The sequence below is a fragment of the Mycobacterium sp. 852002-10029_SCH5224772 genome (assembly GCF_001667315.1).
Taxonomy (GTDB): domain Bacteria; phylum Actinomycetota; class Actinomycetes; order Mycobacteriales; family Mycobacteriaceae; genus Mycobacterium.
Map to the genome: position 1 here is coordinate 52,153 of NZ_LZHT01000116.1, position 7,442 is coordinate 59,594.

General features: G+C 69.0%; 9 protein-coding genes. 3 read left to right on the top strand and 6 right to left on the bottom strand.

Annotation, left to right across the window (positions count from 1 at the left end; all coding sequences use genetic code 11):
• The first annotated feature begins 32 nt into the window (after positions 1–32).
• A complete protein-coding gene (locus A5775_RS21015) occupies positions 33–806 on the top strand; it encodes a hypothetical protein (RefSeq protein WP_067256688.1) in 774 nt (257 codons plus the stop codon).
• Here the strand turns inward: A5775_RS21015 and A5775_RS21020 are convergent.
• The 3 genes from A5775_RS21020 to A5775_RS21030 form a co-directional block, all read right to left on the bottom strand.
• On the bottom strand, positions 794–1,465 hold the full coding sequence (locus A5775_RS21020; RefSeq protein WP_067256652.1) for a GAP family protein: 672 nt from the start codon (positions 1,463–1,465) through the stop codon (positions 794–796). The genes A5775_RS21015 and A5775_RS21020 overlap by 13 nt on opposite strands.
• 66 nt (positions 1,466–1,531) lie before the next feature.
• Positions 1,532–2,206, bottom strand: coding sequence for a GAP family protein (locus A5775_RS21025; protein WP_067256654.1), 675 nt, complete (start codon positions 2,204–2,206; stop codon positions 1,532–1,534).
• Between the two features lie 37 nt (positions 2,207–2,243).
• A complete protein-coding gene (locus tag A5775_RS21030; protein WP_067256656.1) occupies positions 2,244–2,549 on the bottom strand; it encodes a hypothetical protein in 306 nt (101 codons plus the stop codon).
• Positions 2,550–2,622: 73 nt separating this feature from the next.
• Between A5775_RS21030 and A5775_RS21035 the strand changes: the two genes are divergently transcribed.
• Positions 2,623–4,164: a glycosyltransferase family 39 protein gene (locus tag A5775_RS21035; protein WP_067256659.1), complete on the top strand. Its 1,542-nt coding sequence runs from the start codon at positions 2,623–2,625 to the stop codon at positions 4,162–4,164.
• 8 nt (positions 4,165–4,172) lie between these two features.
• Here the strand turns inward: A5775_RS21035 and A5775_RS21040 are convergent, their stop codons facing one another.
• A complete protein-coding gene (locus A5775_RS21040; RefSeq protein WP_067256661.1) occupies positions 4,173–4,994 on the bottom strand; it encodes a family 16 glycosylhydrolase in 822 nt (273 codons plus the stop codon).
• A 116-nt stretch (positions 4,995–5,110) separates the two neighbouring features.
• Positions 5,111–6,130, bottom strand: a complete 1,020-nt coding sequence (locus tag A5775_RS21045) for an NADP-dependent oxidoreductase (RefSeq protein WP_197512796.1) — start codon at positions 6,128–6,130, stop codon at positions 5,111–5,113.
• 57 nt (positions 6,131–6,187) lie between these two features.
• Here A5775_RS21045 and A5775_RS21050 point away from each other — a divergent pair, with 57 nt between their 5' ends.
• Entirely contained in the window at positions 6,188–6,847 is a 660-nt protein-coding gene (locus A5775_RS21050) for a DUF3060 domain-containing protein (protein WP_067256666.1), read from the top strand.
• A gap of 14 nt (positions 6,848–6,861) precedes the next feature.
• On the opposite strand, the gene A5775_RS21055 is transcribed toward A5775_RS21050, so the two are convergent.
• On the bottom strand, positions 6,862–7,248 hold the full coding sequence (locus tag A5775_RS21055; protein WP_067256669.1) for a hypothetical protein: 387 nt from the start codon (positions 7,246–7,248) through the stop codon (positions 6,862–6,864).
• Positions 7,249–7,442: the final 194 nt, after the last annotated feature.

Genomic DNA, 7,442 nt, shown 5'->3' on the forward strand with positions numbered 1-7,442 from the left:
CCTAACCATGGATAACAATGGACCGGAAAGATATGGACGCACAGGGCTATTCCACGAGATGGCGGGAAAACGCCGAACGCCGCGGCGTGCCCCCGCGCGCGGTCGCCGAGATCACCCGCCGACACGACATCACCCGCACCAGCTTCGCGGTCCTCACGAGGATGGTGGAGATCGAGGACCCGGCCGGCCAATCCTTCTTCCTGCTGCCGCCGGGCACCCGCGGGGACGACGCCCGCGCGGCGGCGCTGATGACCTACATCCTGAACGCGGGCACCGACTACGGCGCGGCGGGCAAGCGGCCGACCGACTTTCCGGCCACCCCGTACTGCGCCACCGAGGTGACGCGAATCCGCCTGCGGCAGCAGGCAAACAGCTGGAGCTACACCCGCGACGTCCCGTTCGTGCACCGCAACGGCGGGCGTCTGGTCACCACGCCCAACGGCATGCTGATGGGGCTGGGCGGCAACTGGATCCAGCGGCTGTATACCCAGCGCGGCGGCACCACCTGGGGTGACATCTTCCTGGTGAACCTGGGCAGGCTTGCCGACCCGGCAGAACAACTGCGCCGAATCGTGCGCTCCGGGCACGCCTGGTGCCTCGACGGGCACGGCGCGCCGGGCTGCAGCCGCCTGGAGCTGGACCGGGTGTTGCACCACGAAGAGCGGCACGCCGCGCAATGGGCGGCTCGGGGCTATCTGGGCATGCTCGCCGGCTACGGTCGGGAACTGTTCCGCGAGTTGGCCTTTGGCGCGACCAACAGGCTCGAAGAGGACGCTGGTCTGGCCGACGGTGGCTACAGGGCGTGAATCCCGTGGTAGAGCACCATCGCGCCGATCACCACCAGGACCGCGGCGAGCAGGGCGGCGTTGTTGCGGTCCATCCACTCCTTGAGGCGTGCCAGCGTGTCGTCGAGGCGGCTGCCGGCGACCGCGTACGCCAGGATCGGGATCGCGACGCTCGACGCCGCGATGGCAACGAAGAACGCGGCGGCCACCCAGTCGCCGGCGGCGCCGAGCCCGCTGGTGCCGATGCCCAATCCGGCCGGGATGCAGATGAGCGCCACATCCGGTCGCACCACGACCAGCACCGCCCCGGTGGTCCCGGCACGGGCCGGGGTGATGTTGGCGAACGATCGCATCCACGCCGGTGACCCAGCCTGGCCGTTCCGCTTGAGCCACCGGACAACACCGAACACGATCAGCGCCGCCCCCAGCACCACCCGCAGCCACGACGACCACCGCGGCGGCGCCTTGTCCAAGCCGCCGAGCAGGCCGGAGGCCGTGACCGACAGTGCCGTCAGCGCGGCCAGGCTGAGCAGCCAGCCGCCCAGAAACGCAAGGCTGCTCGGCCGCGGCCGCGGCGCCTGAAGCACCAGCACCGCCGGGATGACCGTGAGCGGCGACAGCGAGATGACCAGACCGAGCGGAACCAGCCCGGTCAACACGGTGCCCCAGCTTCCTGCCATGGGCGGCATCCTCCCATCGCCGCGCCGAAGTGACGCCGAAACGCGCCGTAGTCGGCCGAACCCGGGTCAGGCCAGCGCGCGAATCCCGTTGTAGAGCACGATCAACCCGATCAGGAACAGGATCACGGCCAGCATCGCGTCGTGGTTGGCTTCCATCCAGGCTTTGAGACGTTCCAGGGTTCCCTCGAGGCGGTCACCGGCGCCCACGTAGGCCAGGATCGGGAAGGCCACCGTCGACGCGGCGACGACGACGAAGATCGCGGCCGCGACCAACTCGGCGCCGGCGCTCAGGCTGCTGTTGCCGACGGCCAAACCGGCCGCCGCGCACAGGATGAGAACCTCGGGCCGCAGCGGCACCAGGGCCGCTCCCACCACACCGGCGCGCACCGGAGAGAGCGTGGAAAACGAACGCATCCAGCGCGGCATGCTGCGATTGCGGTGCCGGGTGAACCAATGAAACGCCGCCAGCGCCAGGAGCGCCACCCCGAAGACCAGGCGCACCCACGACGCCCATTTCGGCGGGGTCGCATGAAAGCCACTGAGCAGTTCCGAGCCGGCGACGAACGCGGCGGTGAAACCGACCAGCCCCAGCAGCCAGCCGCCGAGAAAGGCGAGGCTGGCCGGGCGCGGCCGGGGCGCGTGCAGCACCAGCACCGCGGGGATGACCGTGATCGGTGACAGCGCAATGACCGCCGCCAACGCGATGAGCTTGCTCAGGACCGACGCCCAACTTGCTTCCACGGGCAGCAATCATCGCATTGGCGGGCCGCCCGCGCAGTCAGCCTTTGCGGCGCAACGTCCAGGCCGGCACCCAGTGCGTCACGGTCCGGCGCTGGGATCCGTAGGCGACGGGATAGGTCACCAGGCCCCACCAATCGCCCTGCTCGCACAGGGCCCAGCAGCTCAGCCACCCCTCGACGACCTTGTGCAGCTGCAGGCCGTTGGGCTGATAGCGCCCCGAGCGGTGCGGCTCACGCGGGAAAAGCACCGTCAGGTCGACAAGCACGGCGAGCGGCGGCCGGAGCACCCGAAACGGGCTACGGACCGGCTGCCCGTTGTACCCGATCGACGCGAGCGGTCCCATTGATCGATCATACGTTCGAATAAAGGGACTGAGTCCGCCGATCGCCCCGGTTCGCTTCTGGCAACATAGCGGTGTGTTCAGCCCCGGCGTGCTTGGCGGCCGCCGACCGGCCGCAGTGGCCGCACTGGACCCGTTGATCGTCGCGGTGCTGGCCGTCGCGGTGAGCATGGCCGGGGCCGCCCGGCCCTCCTTCTGGTACGACGAGGCCGCGACCATCTCGGCCTCCTACAGCCGTTCGCTGGCCCAGATGTTCCACATGCTGGGCAATGTCGATGCCGTCCACGGCCTGTACTACCTGCTCATGCACGGGTGGTTTCAGATCTTTCCGCCCACCGAGTTCTGGTCCCGCGCGCCCAGTGGCCTGGCGGCGGGGGGCGCGGCCGCCGGCATCGTCGTGTTGGGCAAGCAGTTCTCGTCACGGACCGTCGCGGTGGCCTCCGGCGTGTTCTGCGCGATCTTGCCGCGGACCACCTGGGCGGGCATCGAAGCCCGCCCCTATGCCATGTCGATGACGGCCGCCGTGTGGCTGACCGTCCTGCTCGTCTATGCCGCGCGACGCGACACCCGGTGGCTGTGGCTGACTTACGGTGTCGCGCTTGCCTTATCGATTGTGCTCGACGCATACCTCGCGCTGCTGCTGGCGGCGTACGGCGTTTTCGTCGGCGTCTTCCACCGGAGCCGAACGGTGTTGGCGGGCTTCGTTATTGCCTCGGGCGTGGCGGTCGGAGCCGTGCTGCCGTTCCTGCTCACGGTCGCCGGGCAGGCACACCAGATCAGCTGGGTCGCCCCGATCGGTCACCGCACCATCGAAGACGTGCTGATCCAGCAGTATTTCGAACGAAGCCCGCCGTTCGCCATACTATCGGCGCTGCTGATGTGCGCGGCGATCGTGTTGTGGCTCAGCCGATCCGCGCGGTTGGCGCAATCAGAACGGGAGCTGTTGGTTCTCGCGGCGGGATGGCTGGTCATCCCGACCGCCGCGATCGTGACCTATTCGGCGCTGGTTCACCCGATCTACACGCCCCGCTACCTGTCCTTCACCGCTCCGGCGATGGCGCTGGTCCTGGGCGCCTGCGCGGGCGCGGTGGCCGCCAGGCCGTGGGTGACCGCGGCGCTCGTCGGTCTTTTCGCCGTGGCTGCCGCGCCGAATTATGTTCGGGTGCAGCGCAACCCGTATGCCAAATACGGCATGGACTACAGTCAGGTGGCCGACCTGATCACCGCGCAGGCGGCGCCGGGTGATTGCCTGCTGGTGAACGACACGGTGACGTTCATGCCGGCACCCATGCGTCCGTTGCTGGCGGCGCGCCCGGATGCCTATCGCACGCTGGTCGACCTGACGCTGTGGCAACGCGCGACCGACCGCAGCGACGTCTTCGACACCAACCTCATCCCCGAGGTCGTCGCCAAACCGTTGAGCCACTGCGGCGTCGTCTGGATCATCACCCAGGCCGACCCGTCGCAGCCGGCGCACGAGCGGGGCGCGGCGCTGCCGCCGGGCCCGCGGTACGGGGCGACCCCGGCGTTCGCGGTGCCGCACGACCTGGGCTTCCGGCTGGTCGAGCGGTGGCAGTTCAACCTGGTTCAGGTGCTCAAAGCCACTTCGAACAATTGACGTGACGGCTACCAGATGCGGAGGTAGTCGATGAGCATGGACGCCGGGAAGACACCCGCGGCGGGGTCGCCGGCGCCCACCCCGCCGACGGCGAGCGTGAACATCGGGGTCATCCAGTAGCCGGGGTTGTTGAACGGCCACCGGAAGTCGTCGGGGGCGCCGCCGGCGACGTGGATGGGCTTGTTGGGCACCTTGTAGTACTGCGCCCCGTCCCGGAAGAACTCGAATCCCTCTTCGCCCCAGTGCATTCGCCAGGTGTGCCAGTTGCCGTCGACCAGGCCGGGAATCGACCTGCCCTCCCAGGTCTTCCCGTTGGACGCCGCGTGCACCGTGGTCCCGGGGGCCCAGTTGCCGTTGCCGTACCACTCGAAGATGTCGACCTCGCCGTCGGGCAGTGGGTCCTCGTTGACGCCCCAGAACGAGGGCCACAGGCCGGGGGTCAAGCAGTCCAGCTTGATCCGCGCCTCCCAGGTCTGGTTGATCATGCTGCGGAAGTTGCCGCGCAGCTTGCCGCTGTAGTAGGTGCCCATCTCCTGGGTGGCGCACAGGACGAGGTTGGAATTGCCATCCTGGAACACGTTTCGGCGGTCGTCGCGGTAGATCCCCTCCACCGGCGGGAACACGTCGTCCTGCCAGGTCTGGACCGTCCACTTGCCCGGATCGGGCGCCGAGCCCGCGGGCCCGTCGAACTCGTCGGCGAAGATGTAGGGCCCGCCGCCGGCCGACGGTGGCGCCTGCGGCGCCGACGGGGTGGCCCAGGCGCCCGGCAAGCGCATCGCAGCCCCCAGCATGCCGAGCCCCGACATCAACATCATGCTGCGACGATCCATCTACAAACCACCCATCGTTGAAAGCCGGCTCGTCAAGCCCGGCGCGATCTCCCCAGGCAACTCTCGCAAACGGTGTTATAAAACCACGCGGTGGGGGTGCGCCGCATCCTTCTGCCTCAGCGCGCGCCGGGTTCGCTGATTTTGACCAGCGTCTTGCCGACGTTGACGCCGGTGAACAGGCCGTTGAGGGCATCGACACACGACTCGATGCCCTCAAAAATGGTCTGCCGGTGGTGAAGTCGGCCCGCGGCCTCCCAGCCACGCAGCGCGGCGAACGCCTCGTCGAAGCGGCCCCACTGATCCAGCGCGTTGAAGCCCTGCATCAGGGCGGTCTTGGACAACAGGTTCACATAGTTTGCCGGCCCCGGGTGATCGCCGGTCAGGTAGCTGGAGATGACGCCGCACAGCACCACACGCGCGCGGGGCGCCAGCCGGCCCAGCACGGCGTTGAGGATGGGCCCGCCCACGTTGTCGAAGTAGACGTCGACCCGTTGCGGGCAATGCTTTTTGAGTGCCGCCGCGATGTCGTCGTTCTTGTAGTCGATGCACGCGTCGAACCCGAAGTCCTCCACCACCGCCCGGCATTTCTCCGCGCCGCCCGCGATGCCCACCACCCGGGCGCCGGCGATCTTCGCGATTTGCCCGGCGACCGATCCGGTGGCCCCGGCGGCCGCCGACACCACGACCGTCTCCCCGGGCTGCGGTCGGCCGATGTCGGTCATCCCGAAATAGGCGGTGGCGCCGGTCGGCCCGTATACCGACATGATCGCCAGCTGGTCGTCCTCGCCCGGGATCGGCGTGCTGAACACGTCGTCGCGGATGATCACGTACTCCTGAAAGCCGGTCAGGGTGGTGACGACGTCGCCGACGGCAAAGGCGTCACAACGCGACGCGACCACCTCGCCGATGCCGGCCGCGCGTATGACCTCACCCAGCTGCACCGGCGGAAGGTAGCTGGGCTGGTCGTCGAGCCAGGTGCGGGCGGCCGCGTCGATGCCGACGTAGGTGGTGCGCAGCAGCGCCTCCCCCGCGGCGGGTTCGGGTGCGGCGGCGGTGACCACTTCCGTGTCGTCCGGCCGGACGAGCCCGGAGGGACGACGACGCAACAACACCTGGCGGTTCGGCAAATCGGGCACGATCCCCAAAACTACCGAACGGGCCGAAACCGCAGAAGCGAATGGCATATTCAATGCATGGCAGCAAACGATGACCCGGAAGAGCGGATCCGGGAACTCGAGCGCCCGCTCGCCGAGTCGGCGTGGGCCTCAGAGCAGGCCAGCTCCGCGCCCGCCGGCCAGGGTCATCCACCGTCCGCCCCGGGCGCCCCGCCACCACCGCTCCCGTGGACCTTCGGCGGTCCCGTTCCCGGACCGCCCCCACACCGCCCCTCGAGCAACCGCGCGTGGTGGATCGTGGGCACCGTCGTCGCCGTCGGCGTGGTCGCGCTGGCGGGAGGCATCGCGGCCTTTGCCGCACACCAGATTTCGGGGGTGAAGTCTTTTATCACCGCGCCGCCGAGCGTCTCGACGAGCCCGGCCCCGTCGGCCTCGCGGCGAACGTCGCCGTCGGCCTCACCCACCGCACCGCGCGGCACCCGGCTCAGCGTCGCCGGCGTCAACGAGAACCGGACCATCGCCTGCAACGACAACATCGTCAGCGTCAGCGGCGTTTCCAACACGGTGACGATCAGCGGGCATTGCACCAGCCTCTCGGTCTCCGGCGTGCAAAACGCCATCACCATCGAGGCGGTCGACAGCATCACCGCGTCGGGCTTCAACAACAAGGTCACCTACCGCTCGGGCACACCCAAGATCAGCAACTCCGGTGACTCGAACGTCGTCGCGCGGGGCTGAGCCGAAAACGCCTGCTACGAAGGCTCTTCGGAATCGTCGTCGAGGACGCTGACCGCGATGCCATAGGGCAGGAAACGCACTTTGCGTTGCGGGTCGAGGTTGTCCTTGTTCGCCCGCAACGCGTCGAGTTCGGTCGCATAGACCTGTTCGACGTGCGCGCCGCCGTCGGCGTCCACGGTGTAGATGGCCCACACGCCGTCCCCGGCCTCGCCGGCGGTCTCGGGCGCGGGGCGGGGGCGCCGCGACAGGTCCTCGAAAATCGTTGACCAGCCCGCCCGGGCACCGGGGGCGGCGACGAACCTGCTGACGCGCTCGAACACGTCGCGCAGCCCCTCGCTGCCTTCGCGGATCATTCGATCGAACTCATCGGGGTCGAATCCGAACCCACCGTGCTCGCCCATCCGACCTCCTTGGAGTGCGTGCCGTCATTGCCAGTGTGCGCCCAGCCGAGCGCGTGCGCCACGTGCTGGCCACGTCCTATGGGCCCGGCGGGGGCGGCGGCGGGTTGATCGGGATGGGCACCGTGACGAACGGGAAGTGCAGGTACATGGTCACCGGCGGCTGCCTGGGCGGCGGCGGTGGGCCGGGGGCGGGC